The following is a 2,527-nucleotide window of genomic DNA, read 5'->3' on the forward strand; positions in this document are numbered from 1 at the left end:
TTAAAAACTAATAGTAGTTTGGTTTGAATGTTTAGTTAAGAAACATATTAATTTTAATTACTTTTCAATAAATTATTACTATTTTCCATTAAACCAATCTACACATTTGTGATATAATATACTTATATTTATAATCATATTTTTAACCTCAACTGAGAATAAACAATGATTAATTAACCTTAGAGAACTTGTATGTGTATAGCCCAAAGATTGAAGTTCATTTGCGAACAACAAAAATGGAAAATTAAAGAATTTGCGGAATTAGTAGGCATACCTTATCGCACGATGCAAAGTTATCTTAGTGGAGATCGTGAACCAAACGCCGAGGGCATGACCGCTATTGCCAAAGTCGGAATAAATTTAAATTGGTTAGTTACAGGTCAAGGTGAAATCTTTATTAGCGATCAGTTAGCCGTTAAAACGTTAACTAAGGCTGAATATGAGCTCCTTGATAATTTCAATAAATGTAACAAAATCGGAAAAAAAGCAATTGAAGTTCATGCTACAGCTATAGCACAAACCACTAAGTTCTCACAAAAATAGGAATTTCTCTATGCTTTTAAATCAAGTTATAAATGGTAACAGCATTGTTGAAATGAATAAGTTACCAGAAAATAGTGTAGATCTAATCTTTGCTGATCCACCTTATTGGATGCGTACTGAAGGTACTTTACTCCGTGTTGAAGGTACTGAGTTCGATGGCTGTGACGATGAATGGGATCAGTTTGAAACTTTAGAACAGTACGAACAATTTACACGCGATTGGTTAAGTGCTTGTTACCGAGTATTAAAACCTAATGGTTCGATATGGGTAATCGGCGGTATGCAGTGTATCTACTCTATTGGTGCAATTATGCAACAATTAGGATTCTGGTTAATCAATGATGTAGTTTGGTATAAGAAAAACCCAACGCCAAACTTTAAAGGTACACGCTTAAATAATAGTCACGAAACCTTAATTTGGGCAACCAAAAGTAAAAAATCTAAGTACACTTTCAATTACAAAACTGCTAAAGAACTAAACACTGAAACCGTTAGTCCTGAAGAATATGCTAAAGGAATTCGTAAACAATTAGGTTCGGTTTGGCGCTTTGCTGTGTGTGCTGGTAATGAACGTCTAAAAGATAAAGATGGTAATAAACTTCATAGCACCCAAAAACCACTTGAGTTACTTGAACGTATTATTGCTATCTCTTCCAAAAAAGGAGACGTAGTTCTTGATCCGTTTGGCGGCACTATGACTACTGGAGCAGCCGCGAAAAAACTAGGTCGTAACTATATAATGATTGAACGAGATCCTACCTATTGTGGATATGGTAAAACTCGTTTAGAGCAAATTAGCTACGAAGATTCAGATATTGCTAATGCGGTTTATGACATCAAGCCTAAAAAAGTTAGCATGAACGAAATGATTGAGAATCAATACTTTTTTGTTGATGAATGGTTTTATCTTAAAGACGGTAATCCAGCAGCGCAATTAACAGCAAATGGTCAATTAAATTACCAAGGGCAAATTATAGATATGCACACTTGTGTAGCTTTAGCGAAAAAAGTTAAAGCAAATAAGCTTAATGGCTTCGATCATTGGTATGTAATGAGAGATGGTGAATTGACTTCTATAAATAGCATTCGTGAACAATATAGAGAAAATATAGCTTAATCAGAGCATTAAAACAGACCTAAGAGTAAAACTCTTAGGTCTGCCGCATTTATTAAAATAATTGTTTTATTGAATTTTGAACTATCTCTTAAATATATACGTTAGCAATATAAACTAATCAATTCCAGAAGGAAATAATTCACTTCTTAACGTAATATATTTAGAATCTTTAGGATCATTAGAGATTAACTTTTTGTAAAGATTAGGTTGTTCTTCTTTTAAGCGTCTTATAGAAGCTTTCACAATTTCACTAGTATCGAAATCAGGAAGTTGTAACACTTCTTGTGAACGCTCCTGTTTATTTCTTAAAAGATGATTATATATTTCTTCCCAAACATCTTCCCTAGCAAAAATATCCTTAAATAAATCTTTGCCATATTTGATATAGATTTCAGTTTGAGGAAAGCTTTCAGAAGCAATTTTACCTTCGTAATACTTCTTATTCTTTTTCAAACCATCGTCTATGAACCACATAGTAGCTTTGATTTGCTTATCTGGATAATTTTTCCGTAAAATATTAATTTTCGTTCGGAAGTTGTCGTATTGACCCCTCATCTTTGTACTATCATGGTCATCTCTAATTTTTTGTTCAATTAAGTATAAAACTTTATCCTTATAAAATAATTGATCGACATTTAAATAATGTGCGTCATTTTCTGTTTTGATATTTTTTGGTAAGTTGGTATATCCCATTAATCCAATATACTGCGTAACAATGTCTTCCATAAAGTCACCAAATTTAATTTCTTGACTTTGGGTTACATTTTGGATTAACTTCGTTTTAGCATTAGTTACTCTGAAAATGCCTGTATACCTAGTAGGATTCCTTACTACTGTTAATAAAAGATTGTATATAAAATCCTCATC

General features: G+C 32.3%; 3 protein-coding genes. 2 read left to right on the plus strand and 1 reads right to left on the minus strand.

The genetic code is table 11. The features are described 5' to 3' along the window. Nucleotides 1-192 precede the first annotated feature (192 nt). Together CKF58_RS00790 and CKF58_RS00795 are read left to right on the plus strand one after the other, a co-directional pair. A complete protein-coding gene (locus CKF58_RS00790) occupies nt 193-543 on the plus strand; it encodes a helix-turn-helix domain-containing protein (protein ID WP_119530087.1) in 351 nt (116 codons plus the stop codon). A 10-nt stretch (nt 544-553) separates the two neighbouring features. Further along, on the plus strand, nt 554-1,660 hold the full coding sequence (locus CKF58_RS00795) for a DNA-methyltransferase (protein ID WP_119530088.1): 1,107 nt from the start codon (nt 554-556) through the stop codon (nt 1,658-1,660). A gap of 114 nt (nt 1,661-1,774) precedes the next feature. On the opposite strand, the gene CKF58_RS00800 is transcribed toward CKF58_RS00795, so the two are convergent. Next, on the minus strand, nt 1,775-2,527 hold a 753-nt coding region (locus tag CKF58_RS00800; protein WP_119530089.1), incomplete at its 5' end, for an HpyAIV family type II restriction enzyme.

The sequence above is a fragment of the Psittacicella hinzii genome (assembly GCF_003585935.1).
GTDB lineage: Bacteria > Pseudomonadota > Gammaproteobacteria > Enterobacterales > Psittacicellaceae > Psittacicella > Psittacicella hinzii.

What these genes read in the sequence shown, in the direction of transcription:
- CKF58_RS00790 (WP_119530087.1), top strand. Translation starts at nt 193, where the DNA reads ATGTGTATAGCCCAAAGATTGAAGTTCATTTGCGAACAACAAAAATGG.
- CKF58_RS00795 (WP_119530088.1), top strand. Translation starts at nt 554, where the DNA reads ATGCTTTTAAATCAAGTTATAAATGGTAACAGCATTGTTGAAATGAAT.